Origin of the sequence: Collinsella sp. CLA-SR-H006 (assembly GCF_040097075.1) — a bacterium.
In the GTDB taxonomy this organism is placed as follows: Bacteria; Actinomycetota; Coriobacteriia; order Coriobacteriales; family Coriobacteriaceae; genus Collinsella.
This window is the reverse complement of the sequence record NZ_JBBNPD010000015.1, coordinates 40896-67675: the sequence shown is the minus strand read 5'-3', so window position 1 is coordinate 67675 and position 26780 is coordinate 40896. Positions and strand designations below refer to the sequence as shown.

Genomic DNA, 26780 nt, shown 5'->3' with positions numbered 1-26780 from the left:
GGCCCCGCCGACCGATTGCAAGCGGTCGGCGGGGCCATTGTGGCTCTTGACAGCGGATTGGGTCATATGAGCGAAAGCCCGCCAGAGCGAGCAAGGTGCCTTGAAACGAGGCGGCATTGACCTTCTGGTCATGCCGCCGAAGTTGAAAGGCAGATTGCCGCCCTGGCGGGCTTGCAGCGTCAAGTGGTTACGGCGTTTGGTAAAACGCCGTAACTAAAACCCGTGGCGCTCCAGGAAGCGGAAGGCTAGGCGGATCCAGGGACGGACCGCCACCTGCTTGTCCTCGTTGTCGACCGCGGTGTTGGCGTTGCCGAGCGAAAGGCCGTGACCACCTTGGTCAAAGACGTGCATCTCGCAAGCGACGCCCTCCTCCGCCATGCGTTGGGCAAACGGATAGACCTGCGCGATCGGCGCCGTCTTGTCGTCGGACACGCCCCACACAAAGGTCGGTGGCATCTGACGCGAAACATGCGTGGTGGGGCAGATGTCGGCCAGATGCTCGTCAGTTGCCTCGCCACCCGTCACCATCGACAGGTAGTCGTTGAGCAAATCGCGCCCCGTCTTGCCGCCCGTCTTTGGCACGCGCAAGTCAATGCGCGGATCGCGCGTCTGCATGTCGCGCACATAGGCAAAGTCGAGCAATGGATAGCCCAGCACCACGGCATCGGGACGAATGTCGTCCGGACGCGCCCCTGCCAAGCCCGCGAAGGGGCCGGTCTTCCACTGTGTTGCCAGCGAGGCGCAAATCATGCCGCCAGCAGAAAAGCCCACGACGCACACGCGCTTGGGGTCGACATGCCACTCGTCGGCATTCGCGCGCACCGTGGCGACCATCTTGGCAAGATCTGCCTGGGGGTGCGGAAAGCTCACGTCACCCGTGCCACTCGTCACATAGTTGAGCACAAAGGCCTGGTAGCCGCGGTCCAAAAATGCAAACGCCACCGGGTCCTGCTCGTGCGGAGCGATATGCGTAAACGCACCTCCGCCGCAGATAATCACCGCGGGGCGGCGGCCATTGGGCTTGTCGGGGAGCGGCTCGGCACCCAAATACGTAAACGTCGCCGGATATTCCTCGGTCGGCTCCTCGCCCCACAGCGCATGGTTCTCGACAATCATATGTGCTCCCTTCGCGCAAATTATGCGCCCTTGTTTTTCGCCTTCAAGCGTACTCCACTTGAACCCGTGGCGCAGAAACACTCCGGCAATAAGTTTCCTTTCAACTGATATATCACATAATCCCAGTTCAGAGGTATCGTTGAGCAGCGTAGAATAGGGGCGTTGACCAAGCCGCGAAACACATGTGAAACGTTTCCGGCAAACCAAACGCGCGATATGCGCCTATTTAAGTTGGAGGCAACTATGGGTCTGCTCGATTCGCTTAAGTCCACCTTCACCTCGACCGGCGAGGCGTCCGTTCCGCCCGCAGCAAGCTTCGCTACCCGCGAAGGCGTCATCTATGCCCCCGTCAACGGCGTGCTCGTCAACCTGAACGAGGTTCCCGACGAGACGATCGCCTCGGGCATGCTTGGCCAGGGCTATGGCATCGAGCCCATTACCGGCACCATCTATGCGCCCGCCAACGGCCGCATCGGTGCCACCACTGTCACCAACCACTCCATCGGCATGATCACCGAGGACGGCCTGCGCGTGTTCATCCATGTTGGCCTGGGCACCGTGGAAATGAACGGCAAGGGTTTTGCCCGCTTTGTCGAGATGGGCGATGTGGTCAAGGCAGGCCAGCCGCTCATCAGCTTCGACCGCGAGGCCATTAAGGCCGCTGGTCACGAAGACATCGTGACCGTCATCGTCTCCGAGCTCGACCGTCTTAAGAGCATCGACCATGTCGGCGAGTCCGGAACGCTTATCGGCGGCAACCCACTCGTCAAGCTTGGCGACCCGCTGCTGGTTGCCAAGACCAAGTAGCCAGGCCCCGCGCCACACAGCAAAAAGGCACCTCGTCAAGCGCCCGCGACCATTTGGCCGCGGGCGCTTTTCGTTTGAAAAACCATCCCGCCAATGCCTTATCTGTATAGCCCAAATGAGCCGAGCTGCTAGAATATCGAACTGTATGGATAACCATCATTCAACCGTTATGGGAGGATACGTGAACCGCACCAAAATCGCGCAGCTCTATGCCGATGCCGAGTCGCTCGGCGGCCAGACCGTCACCGTCGCCGGCTGGGTCAAGTCCGTCCGCGACATGAAGAACTTTGGCTTTGTTACGCTCAACGACGGCAGCTGCTTCCGCGACCTGCAGGTCGTCATGAACCGCGAGGCACTCGACAACTACGACGAGATCGCCCATCAAAACGTCTCGGCCGCACTCATTTGCACCGGCACCGTCAAGCTGACCCCCGATGCGCCCCAGCCTTTCGAGCTTTCTGCCACCTCCATCGAGGTCGAGGGCACGAGCGCCCCGGATTACCCGCTGCAGAAGAAGCGCGCAACCGTCGAGTTCCTGCGCACCCAGCAGCACCTGCGCCCGCGCACCAACCTGTTCCGCGCCGTGTTCCGCATCCGCTCTGTCGCGGCTGCCGCCATCCACCGCTTCTTCCAGGAGCAGGGCTTTGTCTACGTCAACACCCCCATCATCACCACGAGTGACTGCGAGGGCGCCGGCGAGATGTTCCGCGTGACCACGCTCGACCCCAAAAATCCGCCCCTCACCGAGTCCGGCGAGGTCGACTGGAGCCAGGACTTCTTTGGCAAGCATGCAAGCCTCACCGTGTCCGGCCAGCTCAATGCCGAGAACTTTGCCATGGCCTTTGGCGACGTATACACCTTTGGTCCCACCTTCCGTGCCGAGAACTCCAACACCACGCGCCACGCCGCCGAGTTTTGGATGATCGAGCCCGAGATGGCCTTTGCCGACCTTAACGACTACATGGATAACGCCGAGGCCATGCTCAAGTACGTCCTTAAGGACGTTATGGCCACCTGCCCCGACGAGCTCAATATGCTCAACAAGTTTGTGGACAAGGGTCTGCTCGAGCGCCTGGACCATGTCGCCAACTCCGACTTTGCCCGCGTTACCTACACCGAGGCCGTCGAGATCCTGGAGCAGGCAGTCGCTGCTGGCCACCAGTTTGATTACCCCGTCAGCTGGGGCATCGACCTGCAGACCGAGCACGAGCGTTTCCTGACGGAGGAGCACTTTAAGCGCCCGACCTTCGTGACCGACTACCCGGCCGAGATCAAGGCGTTCTACATGCGCATGAACGAGGACGGCAAGACCGTCGCCGCCGCCGACTGCCTGGTGCCCGGTATCGGCGAGATTATCGGCGGCTCCCAGCGCGAGGAGCGCCTAGACCTGCTCGAAGCCCGCATCAAGGACCTGGGCATGAATCCCGAGCAGTACAAGTACTACCTTGACCTGCGCCGCTACGGTTCCTGCAAGCACGCCGGCTACGGTCTGGGCTTCGAGCGCTTGGTCATGTATCTGACCGGCGTGGGCAACATCCGCGACGTCCTGCCGCACCCGCGCACCGTGGGCAACGCCGACTTCTAATCGTCGGACGCTAGCTCGCGTCGCCACACGCCAACGCTCATCGCACAAGCGTCTCTCGACATCGGTCGAGAGACGCTTTTTTCAACAGCATCCGTCAAGCTTCTGGCAAGTTTTTGGTCAGTTGAGCAGGGCTGTTGAAAACTCGACCCGCCGTTTGCCGACGACTACCGACCGCCCAGAGCGCCCTGCGCCCCTGGGAAAGCCCCACGTCCTAGGCTCCATACCGTCGCCACCCAAAACGGAAAGGACGTGGGCACCATGACCGAAGCCGCTGTTGAAACCTACGACACCACGACGAGGGGCGCCGCCTCGATGGCAGCCTATCGCGCCGTTCGCATCCTGCAGCTCTTGAGCGAAAACACCGGCGAAGACAAGGCCATGCTTTCCGATGAGCTGATCCGGCGCCTCGCCCATCCCGACGACCCCGCCCGCATGCCCATCTCGGCGGCGCGGCGCAGCATCTACACCGCCATCTCCGCGCTTCGCCATGCCGGATACGAAATTGAGTACAAACGCGGCGTGGGCTACAAACTTCTTACCCGCCCGCTCACCGATGAAGAGATCATCCGGCTCCACGGTATGGTCATGCGCAACCGCTCCACGCCTATCGCTATCCGCAAGAGCATGGCGCAGCACTTAGTTGCCATGGCGAGCGCCGACGTTCGCGGCTACCTCGATACACCCGAACCCGTTCCAAGCGCAGGCAGCAAGGCCACCAAGGTAACACGCACGCCCATCAAGCGCATCGACACGTGCGAGCTCGTCGAGCAGGCCATCGACCACGGAACCACGGTGAGTTTTGATATTTCGAGCGTCACGACGCGTGGCGAAACCGAAGCAGCACGGATGACACTCCGTCCCTTTGCCATCAGGCAGCGCGATGGCATCTCGTATCTGCTGGGAACGGTCTATGACGCCCGAGGTGCCGATGACACGCTGCGCACCGTAGAGATTGGCCGCATGAGAAACGTCACCACACGTCTCCTCGACGGCAAGAAGCTCTTCGCCGCCCTCGACGAGGAGGACGACGCCTCCTCCGTCGCATAAGACCCTCCGCCGCCCATTCAACTACCCGTACCGCCCATCCGATTCTGTATTAAAAAACCCGCCAGGCTGTTGTAAAAATGGACATCAGCGCTACTATAGTTCCACTTGCACTTTGTCCCAGTGCAGTGTTTCCAGCCATTTTTATACTGGGGGTAATGATATGAAGGACATCACCATCAGTCGCAGGAGCCTTCTGGTCTCCGCCGGCCTGCTCGCGCTCGCCCCGCTCGCCGGATGCGGCGGCAACTCTGGTTCCGGCTCTGCTGCCGCCGGTTCCGACTACACCATCGGCGTTCTGCAGCTCACCGAGCACTCCGCACTCGATGCCGCCAACGACGGCTTTGTCAAGGCCATCAAGGAGAGCGGCCTTAAGGTCAAGATCGACCAGAAGAACGCCCAGAACGACCAGTCCACGTGTAAGTCCATTGCCGACAAGTTTGTGGGCGACAACGTCAACCTGATTTATGCCATCGCCACGCCCGCCGCGCAGGCTGCCGCCGGCGCCACGGCCGATATCCCCATCGTGGGCTGCGCCATCACCGACTACGCCGCCTCCGGCCTGGTACAGGACAACGACAAGCCGGGCACCAACGTCACGGGCGCTTCCGACCTCACCCCGGTCGCCGAGCAGCTCGAGATGATGCAGAAGGTCCTGCCCGACGTTAAAAAGGTCGGCCTGCTCTACTGCACCGCCGAGTCCAACTCCGACGTCCAGATCAAGGCCGCCAAGAAGGAGCTCGACAAGCTGGGCCTCGAGTACACCGACTTCACCGTCTCGAGCTCCAACGAGATTCAGTCCGTCGTCGAGTCTGCCGTGGGCAAGGTCGACGCGCTGTACTCCCCCACCGACAACACCATCGCCGCGGGTGCCTCGCAGGTCGGCCAGATCTGCAAGGAGAACAAACTCCCCTTCGTGACTGGCGAGGAGGGCATGTGTAAGGCCGGCGGCCTGTTCACCCTCTCCATCAACTATGAGGACCTGGGCTACGCCGCGGGCGAGATGGCCGTTAAGATCCTGAAGGGCGAGGCCAAGCCCGAAGACATGCCGATCAAGCACCTCTCGAGCAAGGACCTGGTCGTCGTCAAGAACGACGAGATGGCCGAGGCGCTGGGCATCGACCTTTCCACTCTGGACGCGTAATACCATACGCGGCATGCGTCTAGAGCCCGTGCTCGCGCTTTAGTCGCGTTATTCAATATCTGAGCCACAGGGGCGGGCGCTGTAGACCGGCGTCCGCCCTGCTTGTTTCAGGTAAAACAAAACGTCTGTCCGCAGCTCTTTTATGCATTGTTACCGCTATTATGGTGAATCACGTGTCCACCCTATCCTAGGAGGTATGAAGCATGCTCATTGCATTGCAGGGCGCCGTTTCGCAGGGCGTCCTCTGGGGCATTATGGTGCTTGGCGTGTTTATCACGTTCCGCCTGCTCGACATTCCCGATATGACCTGCGACGGCAGCTTTGCCCTCGGCGGCTGTGTCTGCGCCGTGCTCATCGTCAATAACAACGTCGACCCGCTGCTCGCCGTGCTGGCCGGCATGTGCGCCGGCGCCATCGCGGGCGCCGTCACGGGCATTTTGACCACCGTCTTTGAGATTCCCGCGATCCTCGCCGGAATCCTCACCCAGATCAGCCTGTGGTCCATCAACCTGCGCATCATGGGCAAGTCCAATACGCCCATTCTTGCCAAGGGCACCGTGTTCTCGGCCGTCAGCAATATGACCGGTCTGCCGCAGTCCACCGTTGCCATCATCTTGGGCATCCTGCTCGCCGTGGCTATCGTTGCCATCCTGTATTGGTTCTTTGGCACCGAGATCGGCTCGGCGCTGCGCGCCACCGGCAACAACGAGTACATGATCCGCGCTCTGGGCGTCAACACCAACTCCACCAAGATGATCGCCCTCGTGCTCTCCAACGCCCTCATCGGCCTTTCGGGCGCGCTCATCTGCCAGAGCCAGAAGTATGCCGACATTGGTATGGGCACCGGTGCCATCGTTATCGGTCTTGCCGCCATTGTTATCGGTGAGGTGCTCGGCCGTCTGCTGCCCGGCGGCCTCACGCAGTTTAGCGTCCGTCTTGCCTCCGCCGTCTTTGGCTCCGTGGTGTACTTCCTCATCCGCGCCATCGTGCTGCAGCTGGGCATGGACGCCAACGACATGAAGCTGCTCTCCGCCGTAATTGTCGCTGTGGCCCTGTGCGTGCCCGTGGTTTGGGAGCGCTATAAGCTCCGCAGCTCCTACACGAAGGGGGATGAGGCAGATGCTTAAGCTCTCGCACGTCAAGAAGACCTTTAACAAGGGCACCGTCACCGAGAAGCGCGCGCTCACCGGCGTCGACCTCACCCTGAATGACGGCGACTTTGTAACCGTGATCGGCGGCAACGGCGCCGGCAAGTCCACGCTGCTCAACATGATCGCCGGCGTGTACCCGCTCGATTCGGGCGTTATTGAGCTCGACGGCACCGACATCTCGCGCCTGAGCGAGTCGCAGCGCGCCAAGTACCTGGGCCGCGTGTTTCAGGACCCCATGCGCGGTACCGCTGCCGACATGCAGATCGCCGAGAACCTGGCCCTCGCCAAGCGTCGCGGCCAGCGTCGCGGCCTTTCGTGGGGCGTCACCAAGGCCGAGAAAGATGAGTACGTTGAGCTGCTCAAGCGCCTGGACCTTGGTCTGGACACGCGTCTCAACGCCAAGGTCGGCCTGCTCTCGGGTGGCCAGCGCCAGGCACTCACCCTGCTGATGGCCACGCTCACCAGGCCGCGCCTGCTGCTGCTCGACGAGCACACCGCGGCCCTCGACCCCAAGACGGCCTCTAAGGTGCTCAACCTGACCGAGGAGATCGTCGACGAGAACCACCTGACCACGCTCATGGTCACGCACAACATGAACGACGCCATCCGTCTGGGCAACCGTCTGATCATGATGCACGAAGGCCACGTGATCTACGACGTGGCGGGCGATGAGAAGAAGTCGCTCACCGTCGCCGACCTGCTGCAGAAGTTCGAGGAGGTCTCGGGCGGTGAGCTCGCCAACGACCGCATGCTGCTGAGCTAAAACCTGCCAAAAAGGGACAGGTTTATTTTGGTAGGTTTTATCTGCGCAAGCGTCAAAACCGCCGCTAAGGGACAGACGCCCTTGCGGCGGTTTTCGCATATTATGTCGATAATCCGATATTCAACCAGACATTCTGGCTAAGGACTAAGGAAACTGCCATGAAAAGACTCCCCCGCCTTGCGTTAGCCGCCGCGTTGTTTGCCGGCGCGCTCGCAGGCATCCCAAGCCTCGCTTTCGCGGGGAACCTGCCCGCCGCTATTGACGGCTCCGTGGCCGTCATGCACACCAACGACATCCACGGCAGCTACAAGTACAGCTACAACGCAAGCAAGGGCACCGGCACTGTGGGCTTTGATGGACTGGCGGTTCTCTATAGCGCCCAAAACAGCGCCCCCGATCTTTTGCTCGATGCGGGCGACACCTTCCACGGACAGTCCTTCGCCACCATGAGCGAGGGCAAGAGCATCGCCGAGCTCATGGACACCTTCTACGCCGACGGCTACGACGCGACCACGCCAGGCAACCACGACTGGAGCTACGGCGCGGACAAACTCCGCGCCATGACCGGCTACAGCACCACCGGCACGCCCTTCGCCATGCTCTGCGCGAACGCAAAGTCTACGAGCGGCGTATGGAGCTCGAGCATCACGAAGACGCTCGATCGCACCTGGGAGGATAGCGAGGATCACTCCACATTCGACTACAAAATCAAGGTCGGCGTCGTGGGTGCCATGGATGAGTCGCTGGGATCCTCGCTGCGCGCGGACCTGGTCGCGGGCACGTCGTTCTCGAGTGCCACGAACGCCATCAATACCGAGGCAGAGCAGCTGCGCAAGGAGGGCTGCAACGTTATCGTCTGTATCGCGCATACGCTCAACGCCAAGACCTTTGCCACACGGCTCCGTGGCATCGATGCCCTTATCGCAGGCCACGAGCACATCAACCTTAACGAGAAGGTGACGGGAGCCGACGGCAAGACAATCCACGTTGTCGAGGCAGGCAGCGCCTTTGCCGAGGTGGGGCTGCTTTCCATTCCGTACAAGTACGACACGAATGGCACCGAGACGACCGACGATGACACGGTCACGGTCCCTGCAGACGGCAGCGACGAGAAGCTCTACACCGCCAAGAACGTCAACGACCTTTTGGCAGACCCCGACAAGGGCTCCGACTACCAAAGCTGCCTTGAAGCCGTCCGCAACAAGATCAAGCCGCTCGACGAGGCCTTTGAAAACGAATCGAACAAGGTGCTCGGCACATCCACCACCAACTATTTCTACGGCGAGGACGCCGCAGGCACGCATGGTTGGGAAATGGTGCGCACCACCGATTTCCGCCCCAGCAAGGAGGACGACACCACCAAAGCCCAGACCATCGGCCACGTGATTTGCGGCTCCTATCTTGCCTTGACGGGCGCAGACCTCGCTATCGAAAACGCTGGCGGCATCCGCGGCGGCATCGCGGCGGGCAACGTGACCGCCGGCAACGTCATCGCCATCTCGCCCTACGGCAACACCGTGGAGACCTGGACCATGACCGGCGCGGACTTCCTCGCAGCGCTCGAGCACTCGCTACAAATCAGCGACGAGTGCAATCACAGCTACGAGCTTCAGCAAGCCTACGTGGCAGCCGGCCATACCGAGCAGGAGGCGCAAGACAAGTACAAGTGGCGCGATGACTCTGGCAGCGTTCTCTCCTTTGGCGGCATCAACGTGACGATTGATTGGACGCAGCCCGAAGGCAAGCGCATTGTGAGTGCCACACTCACCAAAGACGGCAGCACGCTCGACCCCGCCAAGACCTATACCGTCGCCACCAACAACTACATCATTACCAACACGACCGATTTTCCCACCTTTGCACACGCCACCAAGTACACCGAGTGGGGCACATGCGAGGCGGCGCTGAGGGCACTGATCGGGCAGGACAGCTGGGAGAGCAAGATGGCCTCGCTCGCGGGCACCATCAGCTTTGGCTCCGCTGCCGTGGACCCCACGCCCACACCGGCCCCGACGCCTAAGCCCTCGCCTAAGACGGACACGGCGACCACGAAGGTCATCACCAAGAAGACGACCGGTAAGCTCGCCGCAACGGGAGACCGCACGCTGGCAGTAGTTGGCGCGTGCCTTATCGGCGGCATCATCGTCATCATGCTCGGCATTATCTGGAAGCGTCGACGCTAAGCTACACCGCCGGGCCTTGCAGCCCCACCGCGTAAACTTTATATCGAGCACAGAAGCCCGTCCGAATTTGATCGGACGGGCTTCTTGGTGGGTATCATGGTTGGACGATCATTAGGAGGTTTTCCCTACATGGAATTGTTTGAGCCGATTCTTCATTTCTTTGAGCAACGGTGGGTCCACAACATCATCTGGGCCGTCATCTTGGCGATAGGCACCGCCGTCGCCGCCAAGGTCGTATCCAAGACCCTGAACCATCTGCTTAACCGAGACGATAACCCGCTACCGGCATCGAGTATCTTCATCAACATCGCGCGCGCCGTCATCTGGATGATCGGCGGCAGCTTTATCCTCGACAACTGTTTTGGCATTAATGCAAACGCCCTCGTCGCCGCTCTTGGCGTCGGCGGCATCGCCATCTCGCTCGGCTTTCAGGACACGCTGTCAAACCTTATCGGCGGCATGCAAGTGACCTTTATGGGCATCATCAAACCCGGCGACAATATCGAGGTCGGCGGCGTATCCGGCGTGGTCCAAGACATCACTTGGCGTCATACAACGATTGAGGATGCCTGTGGACAGACCATCATTGTGCCCAACTCCAACATCTCCAAGAACACGCTCGTGCATTTGATGCCCTTTGGACGCGTGGCCGTGCCCGTTGCCGTAAAGGACACGTCTAAGTGGGCTTCCCTTGACGTGCTGGCAGACGAGCTCACGAGCGCAACCAAAACGGCCGTCTCGCCCATCTCGGGCTTTGACAAAGAGCCCTACGTGCTCTTTAGCGAAATCGGCGACTTTGGCATCAAAGGAAAGATCATCTTTATCGTCAGCGACGACAGCACCACTTTCACCGCTGCCGACGCCTGCATCCGCGCCATCGCCCCCATCATCGCCTAAACCACCGCAAAGGGGTCAGGCATCTTTGTAGTGGTTTTCATTCGTGGTACCATGGTTCATATAGTTGTTTAAACGACTAAGGGAGCAACATTATGGAAGAGGCCTATCGTCAAGCACGCAAGCGCGGCGAGCAAGGACGTCGACGCGCCATTAGCCAAAGCGAGCATCCATACCTTACGGACCTCGATAGCTTGGTTGCTCAGCTCCCCTTAGGTCAGCGAGAGAATGTCGGCCTGCGGGATATTCCGCTCGAAATGGTCGTCGGCACGGTCACCAAGGGCCGTCAGTCCGCCTTTTCGTGTAACTTTATGCCCCTGCTTCCGTTTAGCACCGAGTTCGCCCGCAAGTGGTCCAACCTCTACGACATCCAGGTGACCGAGGGCTATCGCGACCCCGTCATCGTCACCGAGTTCATGCATCGGTTCTATGTCCAAGAAGGCAACAAACGCGTCAGTGTCCTCAAATTCCTAGACGCCCCGACGGTTTCGGCCAAGGTCACCCGTCTCTACCCCGGCACATGGGATTCCGTCGAAAGCCGCCTGTACGGCGAGTTCTGCGCGTTTTGGCGCGTCTGCCCCCTATACGAGATCGAGTTCTCGCGTGAGGGAAGCTACGAAACGCTCGCGAAGATGCTCGGTCAGAACCTTATCGAAAAATGGCCGCAGAAAAAGGTCGACTACCTGCGCCACACTTTCCTGCTCTTTAAGCGTGCCTACCTTCGCGCAGGCGGCGATCACCTGGACATTACGCCCGCCGACGCCATGCTCGTCTACCTCAATGTGTACAACCAGGACCGCCTGCTGGATACGCCAACGGATATCGTCGTAAACCGCCTGTGCAAGATCTGGCGCGAGCTGGTCATTGCCGGCAAAAATGACGAGGACAAGGTCGATCTTGTCGAAGCACCGAGCGTCGACGAGGAGGAGACGCCCGCCAAGTCCACCTCTGGCGTGCTCAACTTCTTTATGGGCAAGACCGTCTACTCGACGGCCAACCCCCTGCGCATCGCCTTTATCCATGAGTTCCCCTGTGCGACGTCGAGCTGGGACAGCCTGCACGACCAAGGGCGTCAGTATCTCGATGAGAACTTTGGCGGTATCGTGCGCACCGAGGCGTTCGAGGACTGTCACGATCCGGATGTGTTCTACGCCGCCGTGGAAACGGCTGTCAAACATGGAGCAAACGTCATCTTCTCGACCTCGCACCGCCTGATGGAATACACGCTCAGGGCTGCCGTTGAGTATCCCCGGGTTCGGTTCCTCAACTGCTCTATCGGCCTTCCCCATCAAAGCGTCCGTTCGTACTTTGGCAAGATGTACGAGGCCAAGTTTCTGCTGGGCGCCCTTGCGGCCAGCATGGCGGACAACCACCGCATCGGTTACCACGCGTCGGTCTTCGCCTCGGGCGCGCTCAGCGAGATCAACGCCTTTGCGATTGGCGCCTCGCTGCTCGACCCGCGCGCTCAGGTCATCCTCACCTGGGGCGATGTGCCCGCCGGTGGTCTTGCCGAAGCCATGTGCCGCGAAGGCGTAAGCGTCATGACCGGCGCTGACATGTCAAAGTCGCTCGAAGACCCAACGGCCTACGGGCTTCACCGCTTGGTCGACGGCAAAGTCACCGGCATCGCCATGCCCGTATGGAACTGGGGCCGTTACTACGAGCTCATCGTTCGCAGCCTTCTGCACGGCACGTGGGACGAGACCAGCGACGACAATCAAGTGCGTGCCGTCAACTACTGGTACGGCATGAGCTCCGGCGTTATCGACATCCGTTACGCTCCGGGCCTACCCTACCAGACGCGCAAACTCGTGCAGTTGCTCCGCAACGGCATTGTTGAGGGATCCATCAACCCCTTTGGCGGCGAGCTCCATAGCCAGAACGGCGTGGTACAGATCGAAGGCTTCCCTCCGCTGCCGAGCACGCAGATTGTCGAGATGAATTGGCTGGCGGACAACGTGGTAGGCACCATTCCGCAGCTCGACGATGAGCCGAAAGTCCCTGCCCTATGAAAATTCTTGCCATAGCCGATACCGAAGAACGATGCCTTTGGGAGTGCTTTCGCAAGGAACGCTTTGAGGGAGTCGACCTGATTTTGTCCGCCGGCGATCTGGACCCGGACTATCTTGAGTTTTTGGTTACGGTCATCAACAAACCGCTCATCTACGTGCGCGGCAATCACGATGACCGCTACGCACGTCATGCACCGGGTGGATGTATCTGCGTAGAGGACAGCGTGTACACGTACCAAGGGATTCGCATTGCGGGCCTTGGCGGGTCCATGCGTTATCGCGACGGCGCCAACATGTACACCGAACGCGAGATGTCCAAGCGCATGCGTAAGCTGTCGCGTAAGGTTAGGATGGTCGGCGGGTGCGACATTCTGCTTACCCATGCACCCGCCGCCGGTATGGGTGATCTGGACGATCTGCCGCATCGAGGATTCGAGTGCTTTAACACAGCACTCGAATCCTGGAATCCCGACTACATGGTGCACGGGCATGTGCACCAAAGCTACGGTTGCGATTTTCAGCGCGAACGGCAGCATGCGTGTGGAACGACGATCATCAACGCCTGCGGCTATACGCAGTTTGAGCTCGACCAGACGCGCTACCCCATCCGCGGCTGGCAGGCAGCCTGGCTCAATTCGCAAACCATGCGCCGCGAGCTCAAACGCCACGATGCCATCGAGTCCTCAACCGCCAGAACACCCTGGTAACCACCACAAAGGGGACACTGTCCCCTTTGTGGTGCTTTTGACGCGATAGCAAGAAACCCGGTCCTGCACAAGGCAGAACCGGGTTTCTTTAGCAATGCTTGCTGTACTCAGGCAGTAACTAGCAGTTACTCAGCCAGGAAGTCACGCTGGACAGCGGGATCAACCTTGACGCCAGGGCCCATGGTGGAAGACACGGAGATGGACTTGACGTACTTGCCCTTAGCAGAAGAGGGCTTGACGCGCAGAATCTCGGTGTACAGGGCAGCGTAGTTCTCGACGAGCTGCTGCTCAGAGAAGGACTTCTTGCCCAGGGGCACGTGGCAGATGCCGTAGCGGTCGGCGCGGTACTCAACGCGGCCAGCCTTGAGCTCGGAGACCATCTTGGCGACGTCCATGGTCACGGTGCCGAGCTTGGGGTTCGGCATGAGGCCACGGGGACCAAGGATCTTACCGATGCGGCCAACCTTGGCCATCATGTTCGGCGTAGCGATAGCGGCGTCGAAGTTGATCTCGCCCTTCTGAATCTGGGCGACGAGCTCGTCGGAACCGATGATATCGGCGCCGGCAGCCTCGGCCTCGCGGGCCTTCTCGCCCTCGGCGAAGACGGCAACACGAACGGTCTTGCCGGTGCCGTGGGGCAGGGAGATGGAACCACGGATGTTCTGGTCAGCCTTACGAGTATCGATGCCCAGACGGAAGTGGGCCTCGACGGTCTCGTCGAACTTGGCGGTGTCGAGCTCCTTGATGAGCTTGGCAGCCTGAAGGGGGGTGTAGAGCGTGGCGCGGTCGATCTTCTCGGCAGCGGCGTTATAGCTCTTACCATGCTTAGCCATGTGCATTACCTCCTGTGGTTAAACGGGCGTGAGCCCTCCCACATCGTATCGTGTGCCCTATTGCACACATTTAACGGGCGCCCCGGTCGGAGCACCCGTCGTTACCATAAGAAATCGCTACTCAGCGATGGTGACGCCCATGGAACGGGCGGTACCGGCGATGATCTTCTTGGCGGCGTCAATGTCGTTGGCATTGAGGTCCGGCATCTTGATCTCGGCGATCTTGGTGAGCTGCTCCTGGGAGAGCTGACCAACCTTGTCAGCCTGGGGCTTAGCGGAACCAGACTTGAGGTTCAGCTCCTTCTTGATAAGGTGAGCCGCCGGCGGGGTCTTGGTGATGAAGGAGAAGGACTTGTCCTCGTAGACAGAGATCTCAACGGGGATGATGTCACCCTTCTTGTCCTGCGTCTCGGCGTTAAAGGCCTGGCAGAACTGCATGATGTTCACGCCAGCAGCGCCCAGGGCGGGGCCGACGGGAGGAGCGGGGTTTGCTGCACCAGCAGGAATCTGGAGCTTAATGACGTTGGCAACCTTCTTCTCAGCCATGGTCATTCCTTTCGAATCACGAGTGTGAAGTACTTGCTATATCGTAAGCACGCACGTGTTAGAAGCACTCCTGAGATGAGCAGTCACAGAAGAAGCACGCTCGCGCGAACGGACGAAAACTTAAGCGATGACAGCGACCTGGTTAAAGTCGAGCTCGACCGGCGTCTCGCGGCCAAAGATCATCAGCGTGACCTTGAGCTTGCCAGCCTCGGTGTTAACCTCGGAGACCTTGCCATCAAAGTCGGTAAGCGGGCCATCGGTGACGCGGACGGACGTACCGACCTCAATATCAACCGAGGTGCGCTTGGGCGAATCGCCCTTACCGGGACGACGAGTCATCTTGTTGTACTCGTCGCGGGAAAGCGGAGCGGGCTTGCCGTTGCCGCCTAGGAAACCGGTGACGCCAGGCGTGTTACGAACACACGTCCAAGCATCGTCATCCATCTCCATGCGGACCAGGACATAACCCGGGAAGATCTTGGAATCCTTGGTCTCACGCTTGCCACCCTCTTTAATCTCGGTGACGCGCTCCATAGGAATCTCGATATCAAAGATACGGTCCTGCATGCCCATAGTCTCGATGCGATGCTCGAGATCGGACTTAACGCGGTTCTCGTATCCAGAGTAAGTGTGAACGACGTACCAACGCTTAGACATGGTTTAGCCCCTCAATCCAGAGAACAGAGCAAGAGCCTCGCCAAAGCCAGCATCGAGCAGAGCGATGACGACGCCGACGACGACCAGAGAAGCGCAAACGACGACCGAGTAGTTCACGAGTTCCTTCTTATCGGGCCACGTGACACGCTTCATCTCGGACTTGACCGAAGCGAAATACTTCTTGGTGCGGGCGAAGAAACCAGGCTTCTCGTTCTTCTTGGACTTCGCAGCCTTCTCGTTCTTCTTGGCAACGGCCTTCTTGGCCTCAACCTTGGAGTTGGCGGCAGCGCTGTTGGCAGGTGCCGGCTGCTGAGCCTTCTTCTTGTTCTTCTTGTTGGCCATTTGGGTTACCTCCGCGCAATGCGCTTATACATGAGTAAACCGTAAGCCCCCAAGTGGGAGCTTACGGAATAATGACTGGCACGCCAGGAAGGACTCGAACCCTCAACACTCGGTTTTGGAGACCGATGCTCTACCAATTGAACTACTGGCGTATGTGACTAGAGACTAGCGAGTCTCTTTGTGCAGCGTGTGGTGACGGCACCAGGGGCAATACTTCTTGATCTCCATACGATCAGGCATGGTCGACTTGTTCTTGGTGGTCGTATAGTTGCGGCGCTTGCACTCAGTGCACGCAAGAGTAACTAGAGTACGCATGTATCCTGAACCTTTCATTTCCGCCCCGTACGGGCACGAGTTGTTACTTTATCAGCTCCACGTAAGTGCTGTCAATGAAAACCTCGAGTCAATTGGTTCTCGGTGGATCCATTCATATTTGGAACACATCAATGAAGCCATCGAGAGCTAATCGACGGTGCATCCAGGACCATTATCGATCCTCTCGACACCAGCAACGGCTCAATATCCATTGCAGAAAAGAACCCGGCACCCATATAAGTGCCGGGTTCTCTAAGTCAGCTATATCAAAGAGCTAATTTACTCAATGATCGTGGAGACGATGCCCGAACCGACGGTGTGGCCACCCTCGCGGATAGCGAAGCGCAGGCCCTCCTCCATGGCGATCGGGTGGATGAGGTCGCCCTCGATGGTGATGTGGTCACCAGGCATAGCCATCTCGGTGCCCTCGGGGAGCTTGACCGTACCGGTAACGTCGGTGGTACGGAAGTAGAACTGAGGACGATAACCATCGAAGAACGGGGTGTGACGGCCGCCCTCCTCCTTGGTCAGAACGTAGATCTCGCCGGTGAACTTGGTGTGCGGGGTAACCGAACCGGGCTTGCAGAGAACCTGGCCGCGCTCGATGTCCTCACGCTTGATGCCGCGGAGCAGCAGACCGACGTTGTCGCCAGCCTCGCAGAAGTCCATGGACTTACGGAACATCTCGATACCGGTAACGACAGTGTTCTGGGTATCCTTGATGCCGACGATCTCGACGGGCTCGTTGAGCTTGAGCTCACCGCGCTCGACACGGCCGGTAGCAACGGTACCACGGCCGGAGATGGTCATAACGTCCTCAACGGCCATCAGGAACGGGAGGTCGTTGTTACGAGCAGGCGTCGGGATGTACTCGTCGACAGCCTTCATGAGCTCGCGGATGGCGTCCATCCACTTGGCGTCGCCCTCGAGAGCGCCCAGAGCGGAGCCACGGATGACGGGGATGTCGTCGCCGGGGAAATCGTACTCGGAGAGGAGCTCACGGGTCTCCATCTCGACGAGGTCGATGAGCTCGTCATCGTCGACCATGTCGCACTTGTTCAGGAAGACGACGATGTAGGGAACGCCGACCTGACGGGCGAGCAGGATGTGCTCGCGGGTCTGAGCCATGGGGCCGTCGGTAGCAGCGATGACCAGGATAGCGCCGTCCATCTGAGCAGCGCCGGAGATCATGTTCTTGACGTAGTCAGCGTGGCCCGGGCAGTCAACGTGAGCGTAGTGACGGGCAGCAGTCTCGTACTCGACGTGGGAGACGGAGATCGTGATGCCGCGCTCGCGCTCCTCCGGAGCCTTGTCGATGTTCTCGAACGCAGTGAAGTCAGCCTTGCAGCCCTCGGTCTCGGAGAGAACCTTGGTGATGGCAGCGGTCAGCGTGGTCTTGCCGTGGTCGACGTGACCAATGGTGCCGATGTTAACATGCGGCTTAGTGCGCTCAAACTTCTCTTTGGCCATAAAGCCCTCCTCTAAACAGGTCGTCCCCGGACGGGACTTTGCCTTTATACCATAGTGGCCTCTCAACATACTATTGAGAAGCCACCGTGTTACCTATGGTAGCGGTGACTGGATTCGAACCAGTGACGCCACGGGTATGAACCGTGTGCTCTAACCAACTGAGCTACACCGCCGGATGGAGCCTGCAACCAGACTTGAACTGGTGACCTCTTCGTTACCAACGAAGTGCTCTACCGACTGAGCTATACAGGCACTTGACGGGTGGGAGCTATAGGATTCGAACCTATGTAGGCAGAGCCAACGGGTTTACAGCCCGTCCCCATTAACCACTCGGGCAAACTCCCAATCGTTCAAGTATCCGCAGGTCCTTTGGTCTTTTGGACCGCCGCCCCCGCGAACGAAGAAGATAATACGATGCCACCTTGGGGGCTGTCAACGAAAACCTCTAGATACACGGCCCCGGGCGTATCTATATATCTTTGACCTGCGGTTTTACTGAGTTTGGATATGAAGGACAGTGGTTTTGGATACTGAGGTGACGTTTCCCAAGGTAACACTTTGCTGTAGTGGAGTACACCTTCAGTATCGAACTTCGATACCAGCTTATTTGCACCTATATATAGGTCGAGATCGGGGCTGCCCAGACAGAAGATTGCTCTTCCCAGGCAAAATCGAGCGTGGATTTTCTTCCGTTTGAAATCGAGCGTGGATAATCTCCCACTTTGCCGTGCCATCGAATCCAAAGTGGCAGATTATCCACGCTCATTCACTAGGCGGAAGATTTTCCACGCTCGTGTGTCCGATAATCCACGCTCGATGACGATGGCCAACCTCGCCCCGGCCTATGTCTCGACCTGTAACAGTAAGAGGGTTATTCCTCCCCTATCTGTTACAGATCGAGATGTTTCGCAGAAACCCCCGCTTACGTCTCATTCTGTAACAGTAAGAACGGTTTTCAGCCTCTTCGTGTTACGGATCGAGATGTTATCGGCCTTCCCTTGGCAATGTTTCGATCTGTAACTATAAGGAGGGTCTTCAGCCCACTCGTGTTACAGATTGAGACAAACCTGAAGCTTGGTTGGCACCACACCCGCTGACTTATAGACATAAATAGAAACGGGCCCTGTCCCACAAGGGAACAGAGCCCGAAACTCTCATGGAGCCAGTGACAGGAATCGAACCTGCAACCCACTGATTACAAATCAGTTGCGCTACCGTTGCGCCACACTGGCACACTTGGCGCTTTCGCGCGAAGCCAATTAAGAATAAAGGAATTGCCGACGAGGCGCAACAGGCCCTTCACCCGACCACATCTCAAAACCATTCGTCAGAACGAATAGTTTTAATTACAATTGCTATATATAAAACTATTCGTTCTGGCGAAGGGTTTCGCGATGCTTACTACCAAAGAAGCCGCCGAGCTGCTCGGCATCACTCCGCGCAGGGTGCAGGAGCTCATAAAAAACGAAGCACTTGAGGCCCGCAAGGCTTCTGGTGTATGGCTCATCGACAAAGACAGCGTCGACACGCGACTCCGCTCTGTGACCAAAACGGGGGGACGCCCCCGCCGCGGCCACGGTAAGAGCGAGATCGCGTTCACCCTCATGAACCGCACGTACGAAGTCGCTCAGCTGGTCTACAGCACATCGCGAAAAGACTTCACCCACATCGGCGCCGACGTCGATTACGCCCACGCCCCTATTGGAGTATTTGGCCCTAATAGCCCCATATCGCTCGACTCCTTCCGCATCTGGTGGCGCGGCCGCGGTATCCCGCTCGCACGCATTGGGCTAGCCTCCCTGCTTGCAGAAGCCGCAGTCGATGTTCCCGATGAACTCGTACAGCGAAATCTTGGTCTCTCCTTATCCGACCAGTATTGGATCAGGCCCCAAGACTCCGGTCTCGCGTGGGAAGATATCAATTTCTTCAATAATGCTTTTGACGACGTCTCTCTCAGCATCGCGCCCTTCGCCCCAGAGGGCAAGGCAGCTGCCGCAAAGCCCGATAACACCTCGGACGGCAATCTTCAAAAGTACTGGACATGCGAGGATGACCGTCGAATCCTCCACAAGGCAGGTGCACATCTAAACCAGGAACCTTATAACGAGCTGGTGGCGACTGCACTTCACCGTCGCATCCTAAACGCTTGCGATTATGTGCCTTACTCGCTCGAGGGCACGGGCACTTCCGCCCTGAGCATATGCGATGTCTTCTTAACTGATGAAGAAGAGTATGTCCCTGCGTTCTATGTAAACCAGCATGCAAATGCAGACAAGCGACTAACCGATTACGAACGGTATGTAGCAAACTGCGAGGAGCTTGGAGCGACGGATATAAAAGACGCCCTTGACCGCATGATCGTGTGCGACGACATCATCGCCAACTACGATCGTCATTGGCGTAACTTTGGCCTTGTGCGAAACGTAAACACGCTAGCCTGCAGACCTGCCCCTATCTTCGATTCGGGCTCATCACTCTGGTGCAACATATCACTAGAGGAGCTTAGGGCGGGAGAGCACAGTTTTACCAGCGCACAATTTCATTCAAGCCCCGCCAAACAAATGTTGCTCGTCGAGGACATGGGCTGGTTTGACGGCGACAAACTCGAGGGTTTCGTTGACGAGGCAATCGAAATCCTATCCAAAAACGACGCTCTTACAGCGAGACTGCCTTATCTAAAAGAGGCGCTAACATGGCGCCTCGAAAGAATGATCGACATCGCTGAATGGAGTTAGCGAGACAGCATCGCCCCGCCAACTCCCCTACCTCCCGCGCAGAGCTTTGAGCTTGGCCATGGCCTCGGGGCTTAGACGGCTGCCCAGGGTCATCTTGATCTGCGGGGCCTCCTCGGCCTCGTGCACGTCGTTGTCGATCTGTTTGATCTCGTCCACCAGCATACGGCTCGAGATGCGCGTGACGCCCTTGCCCATGACGACGGCCTGGATCGTGCCGTCGCTCGATACCACGGAGCACGCGCGGCCTTCCTCGCGCGCCTCGATGCAGAGCTTTTGCACCACGGTATCGGCAGAAACGCCCGTCGGCGAAAACTCGATGCGCACGCCGCGGGCCGGCAGGTTGGGGCGCTCGTTGGAGATATTGCCCGCGCCGTCGAACACGATCACGGCCTCGTAGCGGCCCTGGGCAAAGGCGGCGACGTCGTTGATGAGGGCGGTGCGTGCCATATCGTGAACGTCGCTGGAATACGGATCGTCTGAATGGTCGTACACGAGCTTTTCGTAGCGCGGCGTGCAGTGGATCACGTTGTAGCCGTCGACCACCAGCAGCTCGGGCTTATTGGAGTGCACCGTCGAGACCGGGTCGGCGATGGCCTGCGCAAACGCATTGCCGCCCACGCCGTAGGTCGCGGCCGAAACAATCGGCTTGGCCGAGCCCTCGCCAAAGCGCTTGGCCTTGGACTTGGCACGGTTCTTTTTGGACATGCGCTACTCCTCCCCCATGAGCTCGCCGACGTTGCAGCGCAGCCACTCAAAGCACAGCGCCGTGGTCGCCTGGGCAACATTGAGGCTCTCGGTCATGCCGCGCTGGGGAAGCTTGGTCAAAAAGTCGCATTTCTCGAGCACCAGGCGCGAGATGCCGTCGCCCTCGGAGCCCATGACGAGCGCCACGCGGCCCTCGAAGGGAGCATCCCAGCAGCTGCCCTCGGCGTGCTCGGAGGCGCCGCCCACCCAAAAACCAGCGGCCTTGAGGTCATCGAGTGCACGGGCAATATTGGGAACCTGCGCGATAGGCAGATGCATGACAGCACCGGCCGAGGTCTTGTAGCTGCCCACGGTCACGCCGGCGGCACGCTTGTTGGCGATGACGACGCCGGCCGCGCCCACGACCTCGGCGGAGCGCACAATGGCGCCAAAGTTACCGTCGTCGGTCACATGGTCGAGCACGACGACAAGCGCCGGACCGTCGCCTGCGCGGTCGAGAATATCGGCGACATCAGCATAGGGGAAGTTGCCAACCTCGAGTGCGATGCCCTGATGAGCGCCATGGCTCGACAGCGCGTCGAGCTGCGCACGCGGCACATACTTAATGCGGACGCCCGCGGCGTTGAGGTCGTCGACCAGGCGCGACAAGGCGGCATCGCGCTCTCCACCCTCGACAATGAGCGCGCACTTGATGGGAAAACCAGTGCGTAGCGCCTCGGCGGCAGCACGACGACCTTCGATAAACTCGCCCTTGGGAGCCTGGACAGCGTCGCGGTTGCGATCGCGCTGCGGACGTGCGGCCTGGGCGCGATCGCGCTGGCCCTTGGGAGCGGCAGCGCGGTCATTGCGGCGAATCGGACGCGAGCCAGAAGCAGCCTGCTTGCCGCCACGAGGCGCACGCTTGCGATTGTCGGCCATAAAGCGACCTCCTAAATACAACTATCAAACGAAACAAAATAAACGACCGCCCATGAATATTAATTCGGGCGGTCGGTACGGGTTTTCCAAGTGCCCGAGATTGCCGTGAAAGAGGAGCGACGCGTACTTGAGTACGCGAGCGACGGTTTGAACGGCAAGGTCGGGTGCTTGGGAAACCCGCGGGGATTAGAGAGATTTGATACGAGTGCCGGCGGCGGTATCTTCAATCGTCAGGCCCAGGTCCTTGAGCTGGTCGCGGATGGCGTCGGCCAGATCCCAGTTCTTGGCGGCACGGGCCTCGGCGCGGGCCTCGAGAATCTTGGCAGCAGCCTCGTCCACGTCGTCGCCCGTGTAGGCGACCAGGCCGGCGGCAACGCCCAGCAGGCCCAGCGGCAGCTCGACCTTGGGCTCGGGAAGCTCGACGCCAAACGTATCGAGCAGCTCGACCAGCGTATCGGCGGCGGCCAGGGCAGCGGCCTTGTCGGCAGCATCGCCCGCCTGCTCCAGGTACTGGTTGCACTCGGTCACAAAGCCAAAGACAGCACCCATGGCACCGGCGGTGTTAAAGTCGTCATCCATGCACTCCTTAAAGGTGGTGCGGGTCTCGGCGGCCTTGGCGGCAAACGCCTCGGCAGCCGCTTCGTCGGCATCGGCCGTCGCGTGGTTCGCGGCCCAACGCAGGTTCTCGACCGTACCGGCGATACGCGTGAGCGAGTTCTCGGCACCCTCCAGGCGCTCCCAAGAAAAGTCGAGCGGCGAGCGATAGCTCGTCTGCAGCATCAGCAGGCGCAGGGCGGCAGCGGAGTGCTGCTCGAGGACCTCGGCCAGCGTAAAGAAGTTGCCGAGCGACTTGGACATCTTCTCGCCGTCTACCAGCAGCATGCCCGTGTGCATCCAGGTGTTGGAGAAGCCCTGGTGCCAGGCGCAGGTGGCCTGGGCGCACTCGTTCTCGTGATGCGGGAAGGCAAGGTCGGAGCCGCCGCCGTGGATGTCGATCGGAGTGCCCAGGTAGCGATGCACCATGGCGGCGCACTCGGTGTGCCAACCGGGACGGCCCTCGCCCCAGGGGCTCGGCCAGCTGGGCTCGCCGGGCTTGGCGGCCTTCCACAGGGCAAAGTCGAGCGGGTCGTTCTTGTCCTCGTTCTCCTCGATGCGCGCGCCAACCATAAGGTCGTCGATGTTGCGGCCCGAGACCTGACCATAGTTGGGATCGCTGCGCACGGCAAAGTACACGTCGCCGTTATCGGCTGCGTAAGCGTGGCCCTGCTCGATAAGCGTCTTGATCATGGCGATCATGGGGCCGATCTCCTTGGTGGCGCGGGGGCGCACATCGGGATCGAGCACGTTGGCGGCGCGCATGACGCCGATGAACTTGTCGGAGAACTCCGTCGCGACCTCGGCGGCCGTACGGCCCTGCTCGTTGGCGCGCTTGATGATCTTGTCGTCGACATCGGTGAGGTTCTGGGCGAACGTGACCTCGTAACCGCTCGCGATGAGCCAGCGGCGAATCACGTCAAAGCTGATGAACGTACGGGCGTTGCCGATGTGGATGTTGTCGTAGACCGTGGGGCCGCACACGTACATGCGGACCTTGCCGGACTCGATGGGCTGGAACTCTTCCTTTTTATGGGTAGCGCTGTTGTAGATACGCATTCGTTACTCCTTAACGGTTTTCTGTAGCAGGCAGACGGCCCAGGCGCCGATTCCCTCGCCCTGGCCTTCCCAACCGAGCTTTTCGGTCGTAGTGGCGGCGACGCCCACGTTTTCGACGTCAACGCCCAGGGCATGGGCAAGGTTGGCGCGCATGGCATCGCGATGCGGGGTGATCTTAGGCTGCTGGCAGGCAATGGTGCAATCGGCATCGACAAACTCAAAGCCCAGCTCACGCGCATAGTCCATCACGCGGGCAAGCAGCACCATCGAATCGGCACCCTCGTAGGCGGGATCGGTGTCGGGGAATAGCTTGCCGATGTCTCCCCCACGGCAGGCGCCCAGAATGGCGTCGGCCAAGGCGTGCGCGAGCACATCGGCATCCGAGTGGCCCAGCAGGCCGCGCTCGTAGGGAATGTCGACACCGCCGATGATACATCGACGCCCCTCCACCAGACGGTGAACGTCGTAGCCATGGCCAATGCGCAGGTTACTGAACATGGGGAAGGTCCTCTCCCTCGGCCATGCGGCCAAGCAGAATCGCGGTTACGGGACGCAGGTCCTCGGGCACCGTCACCTTAAGGTTATCGCGTGGGCTCTGGACGCAGCGGACGCGCCCGCCCATGCGCTCGACCAGCGACGAATCATCGGTGCCGATAAAGCCCTCGGCAATGGCTGCAGCGTGGGCGCGCTTCATAGCATCGACGCTAAAGATCTGCGGCGTCTGCGCAGCCCAGTAGAGCTCACGCGGCGGCGTCTCGACGATATTATCGCCGTCAACGATCTTGAGCGTGTCGATCGCGGGCTGACCGCACACGACACCGTCGAGGGCGCGGTCGCCCACAAGCACGTCGATCGCGTGGTCGATGGCCTCGGTCGTAATGAGCGGACGAGCACCATCGTGAATGGCGACGTATTCAAAGCCCGCCGGCACCGCGTGCACGCCGGCGCGGGTGGAATCCTGGCGGGTCGCGCCGGCATCGGCAAAGCTGATGGGCGTGTCATAGTCAAACGGGTCGATGGCCAGGCGGCGCATCTCGGCACGACGCTCGGCAGGGCAAACCACGACGATGTGGCCGACCTTATCGCTCCGATCGAACGCGCGGATGGACCAGCTCATGAGCGGACGGCCCGCCACGTTAACGAGCTGCTTGCCACCGGGGTTACCAAAGCGCTGGCCGCTGCCACCGGCAACGACCACGGCGCATACGGGCGCCATTATGCGTTCCCCTGTTTGGTGCCCTTCATGCGGTACAGCGAGTCCGCAAGAATGGCAGGGTTGTTGACGCCAAAGTCGCCCAGGCGCTCCGGATCCTCGCTGATGTCGTCCATGAGCTCCTGCAGCGAGCCGTACTCGTCGACGATCTTCTCGGCCACGCCGTCGCGTACGACGGACACTCGCGAAAGCGTGCGCAGGCCCAGCGGCGTCATGACGGAGTCCTCGTCCAGGTCGTCATAGCCCAGAACTGCCGCCACATGCTGCGGGTCGGACAGGTCCTTAGGCGTCATGCGAGCGAGCTCTGCACGAATCTTCTCGGCGTTTGCCTCGGAGGAATCGCTCGCGTAGTCGCGGATCATCAGGTCGTATTCGGTATCCATGCTGGAACCGGCGAGCTGCTCGAGCTGCATCTGCACGAGCTTGCCCTGGTTGCCCAGCTTGACGATGCAATCCTTAAGCTCGGTCTTTGCCTGCTGCATGATCTCGAAGCTCGAGAAAATACCGGTAATGTCGGCGAGCGTGACGTAGTCGTCGAGCTCGAGGGCCGTCAGGCGCAGCAGGGAGCGGTCGAGCGACTGACGGGTAGTCTGAAGCGTGGCGACGAGCTGGTTGACCGAGCTCATGATGGTGGTGACGGGCTGGATCTCGTAGCTCTTGCCGTGAACGTACACGTTGACGACGGCACGACGGGCCGAGACCGAGATCACGATGGCATCGGTGAGCACCGACATGCGAGCGGCGGTGCGGTGACGCATGCCCGTCTCGCTCGTGGCAAGCGAGGGATCGGGATTGAGGTGGAAGTTGGCGCGCAGGATCTGGGTGAGGTCGCCGTCGATGACGATGGCACCGTCCATCTTGGAGAGCTCGAACAGACGGTTCGAGGTGAACGAAATGTTGAGCGGGAAGCCGTCGTTACCGGCAGCGAGCACGTTTTCGGTGTCGCCGACGCAGATAAGGGCGCCCAGGTGACCGGCGATGATCATGTCGAGGGCGGTGCGGATCGGCTGACCAGGTGCCGTCAGGCGGATGGCCTGTTCCATACGCTTTTGCAGCTCGTTCTTATCCAAGGCATCGCTCCCATCGTATACGCTCCATAAACGCTAAATAGTTTCTCACGGTTTGTCCCTGCGGCGCTTGCGAAATACGATGCTTACAGAATGAGCGAACACCGCTTAGGTAGCTCATTTGGGACGGGGCTCCTTTGACTGCTCATGTGGTAGCATCGGGTCTCATATAAATGAGGGAGTAGTCGCGTAATCGGGCTCGCCCGCAGAGAGGGAGCCAGACTATGGGACTCGCAGAGCTCGTGTTGCTCGCCGTTGGCCTTTCGATGGACGCCTTTGCCGTATCCATCTGCAAGGGTCTCGGCATGAAAAAGATCAACCTTAAGGTCGCCGTGGTGCTTGGCCTGTTCTTTGGCGGTTTTCAGGCCGCCATGCCCGTAATCGGATGGGCGCTTGGCAGCCAGTTTATGGGCATCATCGGCCCCATCGACCACTGGATCGCCTTTATCCTGCTCGCCTTCATCGGCGGCAAAATGCTGTGGGAGGCCTTTACCGAGGACGAGGATGAAGGTGACGGCAAGGATGCCGAAAAGATTGACCTGGTAGAATACCTGATTCTTGCCATTGCCACCTCGATTGACGCCCTAGCCGTAGGTATCTCGTTTGCGGCGCTCTCGGTTGACATCGTTCCCGCTGTATCGCTTATCGGCGTCACAACGTTTATCTTCTCCGTCGCCGGCGTAGCAATCGGCCACACCTTTGGCGCGCGCTACGAAAAACCCGCCACCATCGTGGGTGGCGTCGTGCTCATCCTCATCGGGCTTAAGATCTTGCTTGAGCATCTGGGGATTTTGGTGCTGTAACGCCAAACACAATCGCTCAAAACTCAACGCTCGTACAAGACCTCATGCAGAGTTTTGCATGAGGTCTTTTCGTGCAGACTTTTGCATGTCATACTGATATGCAAAAGTCTGCACGTT

General features: G+C 59.7%; 25 protein-coding genes and 5 tRNA genes. 12 read left to right on the top strand and 18 right to left on the bottom strand.

The annotated features are described in order from the left end of the window. Nucleotides 1-213: 213 nt before the first annotated feature. Nucleotides 214-1116 carry an alpha/beta hydrolase gene (locus tag AAA069_RS08790; RefSeq protein WP_349128136.1) on the bottom strand — a complete coding sequence of 301 codons (903 nt, stop codon included), beginning with the start codon at nt 1114-1116 and terminating at the stop codon, nt 214-216. 243 nt (nt 1117-1359) lie between these two features. On the opposite strand from AAA069_RS08790, the gene AAA069_RS08785 reads away from it, so the two are divergent. The 10 genes from AAA069_RS08785 (at nt 1360) to AAA069_RS08740 (ending at nt 13406) form a co-directional block, all read left to right on the top strand. Further along, nucleotides 1360-1923 carry a PTS glucose transporter subunit IIA gene (locus tag AAA069_RS08785; protein ID WP_040359007.1) on the top strand — a complete coding sequence of 188 codons (564 nt, stop codon included), beginning with the start codon at nt 1360-1362 and terminating at the stop codon, nt 1921-1923. A 181-nt stretch (nt 1924-2104) separates the two neighbouring features. Then, nucleotides 2105-3508, top strand: a complete 1404-nt coding sequence (asnS, locus tag AAA069_RS08780; RefSeq protein WP_022093883.1) for an asparagine--tRNA ligase — start codon at nt 2105-2107, stop codon at nt 3506-3508. Between the two features lie 258 nt (nt 3509-3766). Further along, nucleotides 3767-4555, top strand: a complete 789-nt coding sequence (locus AAA069_RS08775; protein ID WP_349128135.1) for a hypothetical protein — start codon at nt 3767-3769, stop codon at nt 4553-4555. 160 nt (nt 4556-4715) lie between these two features. Beyond that, entirely contained in the window at nt 4716-5696 is a 981-nt protein-coding gene (locus AAA069_RS08770; RefSeq protein ID WP_349128134.1) for an ABC transporter substrate-binding protein, read from the top strand. 203 nt (nt 5697-5899) lie between these two features. Further along, nucleotides 5900-6823, top strand: a complete 924-nt coding sequence (locus AAA069_RS08765) for an ABC transporter permease (RefSeq protein ID WP_006234992.1) — start codon at nt 5900-5902, stop codon at nt 6821-6823. Further along, a complete protein-coding gene (locus AAA069_RS08760) occupies nt 6816-7610 on the top strand; it encodes an ATP-binding cassette domain-containing protein (RefSeq protein ID WP_055250279.1) in 795 nt (264 codons plus the stop codon). The genes AAA069_RS08765 and AAA069_RS08760 overlap by 8 nt, the downstream gene beginning before the upstream one ends. A gap of 158 nt (nt 7611-7768) precedes the next feature. After that, a complete protein-coding gene (locus AAA069_RS08755) occupies nt 7769-9793 on the top strand; it encodes a 5'-nucleotidase C-terminal domain-containing protein (protein ID WP_349128133.1) in 2025 nt (674 codons plus the stop codon). A gap of 129 nt (nt 9794-9922) precedes the next feature. After that, nucleotides 9923-10690, top strand: a complete 768-nt coding sequence (locus AAA069_RS08750; protein WP_195239368.1) for a mechanosensitive ion channel domain-containing protein — start codon at nt 9923-9925, stop codon at nt 10688-10690. Between the two features lie 92 nt (nt 10691-10782). After that, nucleotides 10783-12699 carry a BMP family ABC transporter substrate-binding protein gene (locus AAA069_RS08745; RefSeq protein ID WP_349128132.1) on the top strand — a complete coding sequence of 639 codons (1917 nt, stop codon included), beginning with the start codon at nt 10783-10785 and terminating at the stop codon, nt 12697-12699. Then, nucleotides 12696-13406, top strand: a complete 711-nt coding sequence (locus tag AAA069_RS08740; RefSeq protein ID WP_349128131.1) for a metallophosphoesterase — start codon at nt 12696-12698, stop codon at nt 13404-13406. Before AAA069_RS08745 ends, AAA069_RS08740 begins: the two co-directional genes overlap by 4 nt. Nucleotides 13407-13531: 125 nt before the next feature. Here the strand turns inward: AAA069_RS08740 and rplA are convergent, their stop codons facing one another. The 11 genes from rplA to AAA069_RS08685 all read right to left on the bottom strand — a co-directional run bounded on the left by rplA (nt 13532) and on the right by AAA069_RS08685 (nt 18801). After that, nucleotides 13532-14239 (bottom strand): 50S ribosomal protein L1, encoded by a 708-nt coding sequence (gene rplA / locus AAA069_RS08735; protein ID WP_022093892.1) that lies wholly within the window; start codon nt 14237-14239, stop codon nt 13532-13534. 117 nt (nt 14240-14356) lie between these two features. Then, nucleotides 14357-14785 carry a 50S ribosomal protein L11 gene (gene rplK / locus AAA069_RS08730; protein ID WP_022093893.1) on the bottom strand — a complete coding sequence of 143 codons (429 nt, stop codon included), beginning with the start codon at nt 14783-14785 and terminating at the stop codon, nt 14357-14359. A 120-nt stretch (nt 14786-14905) separates the two neighbouring features. Then, nucleotides 14906-15442 carry a transcription termination/antitermination protein NusG gene (gene nusG, locus AAA069_RS08725; protein WP_099432095.1) on the bottom strand — a complete coding sequence of 179 codons (537 nt, stop codon included), beginning with the start codon at nt 15440-15442 and terminating at the stop codon, nt 14906-14908. A 3-nt stretch (nt 15443-15445) separates the two neighbouring features. Continuing rightward, nucleotides 15446-15784 carry a preprotein translocase subunit SecE gene (gene secE / locus AAA069_RS08720; protein WP_022093894.1) on the bottom strand — a complete coding sequence of 113 codons (339 nt, stop codon included), beginning with the start codon at nt 15782-15784 and terminating at the stop codon, nt 15446-15448. Nucleotides 15785-15860: 76 nt separating this feature from the next. Then, nucleotides 15861-15936, bottom strand: a tRNA-Trp gene (locus AAA069_RS08715). 13 nt (nt 15937-15949) lie between these two features. After that, on the bottom strand, nt 15950-16099 hold the full coding sequence (rpmG, locus tag AAA069_RS08710) for a 50S ribosomal protein L33 (protein ID WP_022093895.1): 150 nt from the start codon (nt 16097-16099) through the stop codon (nt 15950-15952). Between the two features lie 279 nt (nt 16100-16378). Next, nucleotides 16379-17569, bottom strand: a complete 1191-nt coding sequence (gene tuf, locus AAA069_RS08705) for an elongation factor Tu (protein ID WP_035137538.1) — start codon at nt 17567-17569, stop codon at nt 16379-16381. A 96-nt stretch (nt 17570-17665) separates the two neighbouring features. Continuing rightward, nucleotides 17666-17742: transfer RNA gene (locus tag AAA069_RS08700), tRNA-Met, on the bottom strand. A 3-nt stretch (nt 17743-17745) separates the two neighbouring features. Continuing rightward, a tRNA-Thr gene (locus AAA069_RS08695) sits at nt 17746-17821 on the bottom strand. A gap of 10 nt (nt 17822-17831) precedes the next feature. Further along, a tRNA-Tyr gene (locus AAA069_RS08690) sits at nt 17832-17913 on the bottom strand. Between the two features lie 813 nt (nt 17914-18726). Continuing rightward, nucleotides 18727-18801 (bottom strand) — tRNA-Thr (locus AAA069_RS08685). 162 nt (nt 18802-18963) lie between these two features. Between AAA069_RS08685 and AAA069_RS08680 the strand changes: the two genes are divergently transcribed. Next, a complete protein-coding gene (locus AAA069_RS08680; RefSeq protein WP_349128130.1) occupies nt 18964-20304 on the top strand; it encodes a DNA-binding protein in 1341 nt (446 codons plus the stop codon). 27 nt (nt 20305-20331) lie between these two features. On the opposite strand, the gene AAA069_RS08675 is transcribed toward AAA069_RS08680, so the two are convergent. The 6 genes from AAA069_RS08675 to disA all read right to left on the bottom strand — a co-directional run bounded on the left by AAA069_RS08675 (nt 20332) and on the right by disA (nt 25863). Further along, nucleotides 20332-21009, bottom strand: coding sequence for an NYN domain-containing protein (locus AAA069_RS08675; protein ID WP_349128129.1), 678 nt, complete (start codon nt 21007-21009; stop codon nt 20332-20334). Nucleotides 21010-21012: 3 nt separating this feature from the next. Then, entirely contained in the window at nt 21013-21927 is a 915-nt protein-coding gene (gene rlmB, locus AAA069_RS08670; RefSeq protein WP_349128128.1) for a 23S rRNA (guanosine(2251)-2'-O)-methyltransferase RlmB, read from the bottom strand. A gap of 186 nt (nt 21928-22113) precedes the next feature. Next, nucleotides 22114-23580, bottom strand: coding sequence for a cysteine--tRNA ligase (cysS, locus tag AAA069_RS08665; protein ID WP_227790774.1), 1467 nt, complete (start codon nt 23578-23580; stop codon nt 22114-22116). A 3-nt stretch (nt 23581-23583) separates the two neighbouring features. After that, entirely contained in the window at nt 23584-24078 is a 495-nt protein-coding gene (ispF, locus tag AAA069_RS08660; RefSeq protein WP_006234975.1) for a 2-C-methyl-D-erythritol 2,4-cyclodiphosphate synthase, read from the bottom strand. Continuing rightward, entirely contained in the window at nt 24068-24796 is a 729-nt protein-coding gene (ispD, locus tag AAA069_RS08655) for a 2-C-methyl-D-erythritol 4-phosphate cytidylyltransferase (RefSeq protein WP_349128127.1), read from the bottom strand. The genes ispF and ispD overlap by 11 nt, the downstream gene beginning before the upstream one ends. Next, nucleotides 24796-25863: a DNA integrity scanning diadenylate cyclase DisA gene (disA, locus tag AAA069_RS08650; RefSeq protein WP_040359001.1), complete on the bottom strand. Its 1068-nt coding sequence runs from the start codon at nt 25861-25863 to the stop codon at nt 24796-24798. The genes ispD and disA overlap by 1 nt, the downstream gene beginning before the upstream one ends. A gap of 221 nt (nt 25864-26084) precedes the next feature. Here disA and AAA069_RS08645 point away from each other — a divergent pair, with 221 nt between their 5' ends. Then, nucleotides 26085-26663 carry a manganese efflux pump MntP family protein gene (locus AAA069_RS08645; protein WP_349128126.1) on the top strand — a complete coding sequence of 193 codons (579 nt, stop codon included), beginning with the start codon at nt 26085-26087 and terminating at the stop codon, nt 26661-26663. The last annotated feature ends 117 nt before the right edge of the window (nt 26664-26780 follow it).

Bases quoted from the DNA above. Each gene is read 5' to 3' on its own strand.
- AAA069_RS08760 (WP_055250279.1), top strand. From the start codon at position 6,816: ATGCTTAAGCTCTCGCACGTCAAGAAGACCTTTAACAAGGGCACCGTC.
- ispD (WP_349128127.1), bottom strand. From the start codon at position 24,796: ATGGCGCCCGTATGCGCCGTGGTCGTTGCCGGTGGCAGCGGCCAGCGC.
- rpmG (WP_022093895.1), bottom strand. From the start codon at position 16,099: ATGCGTACTCTAGTTACTCTTGCGTGCACTGAGTGCAAGCGCCGCAAC.
- tuf (WP_035137538.1), bottom strand. From the start codon at position 17,569: ATGGCCAAAGAGAAGTTTGAGCGCACTAAGCCGCATGTTAACATCGGC.
- cysS (WP_227790774.1), bottom strand. From the start codon at position 23,580: ATGCGTATCTACAACAGCGCTACCCATAAAAAGGAAGAGTTCCAGCCC.
- nusG (WP_099432095.1), bottom strand. From the start codon at position 15,442: ATGTCTAAGCGTTGGTACGTCGTTCACACTTACTCTGGATACGAGAAC.
- AAA069_RS08790 (WP_349128136.1), bottom strand. From the start codon at position 1,116: ATGATTGTCGAGAACCATGCGCTGTGGGGCGAGGAGCCGACCGAGGAA.
- ispF (WP_006234975.1), bottom strand. From the start codon at position 24,078: ATGTTCAGTAACCTGCGCATTGGCCATGGCTACGACGTTCACCGTCTG.
- AAA069_RS08680 (WP_349128130.1), top strand. From the start codon at position 18,964: ATGCTTACTACCAAAGAAGCCGCCGAGCTGCTCGGCATCACTCCGCGC.
- AAA069_RS08775 (WP_349128135.1), top strand. From the start codon at position 3,767: ATGACCGAAGCCGCTGTTGAAACCTACGACACCACGACGAGGGGCGCC.
- AAA069_RS08645 (WP_349128126.1), top strand. From the start codon at position 26,085: ATGGGACTCGCAGAGCTCGTGTTGCTCGCCGTTGGCCTTTCGATGGAC.
- AAA069_RS08770 (WP_349128134.1), top strand. From the start codon at position 4,716: ATGAAGGACATCACCATCAGTCGCAGGAGCCTTCTGGTCTCCGCCGGC.
- AAA069_RS08765 (WP_006234992.1), top strand. From the start codon at position 5,900: ATGCTCATTGCATTGCAGGGCGCCGTTTCGCAGGGCGTCCTCTGGGGC.
- rplK (WP_022093893.1), bottom strand. From the start codon at position 14,785: ATGGCTGAGAAGAAGGTTGCCAACGTCATTAAGCTCCAGATTCCTGCT.
- AAA069_RS08755 (WP_349128133.1), top strand. From the start codon at position 7,769: ATGAAAAGACTCCCCCGCCTTGCGTTAGCCGCCGCGTTGTTTGCCGGC.
- AAA069_RS08785 (WP_040359007.1), top strand. From the start codon at position 1,360: ATGGGTCTGCTCGATTCGCTTAAGTCCACCTTCACCTCGACCGGCGAG.
- AAA069_RS08750 (WP_195239368.1), top strand. From the start codon at position 9,923: ATGGAATTGTTTGAGCCGATTCTTCATTTCTTTGAGCAACGGTGGGTC.
- secE (WP_022093894.1), bottom strand. From the start codon at position 15,784: ATGGCCAACAAGAAGAACAAGAAGAAGGCTCAGCAGCCGGCACCTGCC.
- rlmB (WP_349128128.1), bottom strand. From the start codon at position 21,927: ATGGCCGACAATCGCAAGCGTGCGCCTCGTGGCGGCAAGCAGGCTGCT.
- AAA069_RS08740 (WP_349128131.1), top strand. From the start codon at position 12,696: ATGAAAATTCTTGCCATAGCCGATACCGAAGAACGATGCCTTTGGGAG.
- AAA069_RS08675 (WP_349128129.1), bottom strand. From the start codon at position 21,009: ATGTCCAAAAAGAACCGTGCCAAGTCCAAGGCCAAGCGCTTTGGCGAG.
- AAA069_RS08745 (WP_349128132.1), top strand. From the start codon at position 10,783: ATGGAAGAGGCCTATCGTCAAGCACGCAAGCGCGGCGAGCAAGGACGT.
- rplA (WP_022093892.1), bottom strand. From the start codon at position 14,239: ATGGCTAAGCATGGTAAGAGCTATAACGCCGCTGCCGAGAAGATCGAC.